Source organism: Flagellimonas olearia (assembly GCF_009184425.1).
Taxonomy (GTDB): Bacteria; Bacteroidota; Bacteroidia; order Flavobacteriales; family Flavobacteriaceae; genus Flagellimonas; species Flagellimonas olearia.
This window is the reverse complement of record NZ_WELG01000175.1, coordinates 1-325: the sequence shown is the minus strand read 5'-3', so window position 1 is coordinate 325 and position 325 is coordinate 1. Positions and strand designations below refer to the sequence as shown.

Annotated in this window: 1 pseudogene; it reads left to right on the top strand. The window is 62.8% G+C overall.

Annotated features, from left to right (window positions below):
* Nucleotides 1–20 precede the first annotated feature (20 nt).
* Nucleotides 21–325 (top strand): annotated as a pseudogene (locus tag F8C76_RS19570) (phosphoribosylamine--glycine ligase); the annotation flags it as partial.

Here is a 325-nt window from a genome sequence, read left to right as displayed (position 1 = left end):
ATGGCAAAAACGTTCTGCCCATGGCTACCAGCCAGGATCACAAGCGAGCCGGCGACGGCGACACGGGCCCCAACACCGGCGGCATGGGCGCTTACTCCCCGGCGCCGGTGGTCACCGACGCGGTCTACAAACGCATCATGGACGAAGTCATCACCCCCACCGTAGAAGGCATGGCCGCCGAAGGCATGCCCTACACCGGCTTCCTCTACGCGGGCTTGATGATCAACCCAGACGGTGCCCCCAAAGTAATCGAATACAATTGCCGCTTCGGCGACCCGGAAACTCAGCCCATCATGATGCGCCTGCAGTCCGACCTGGCTGCGCT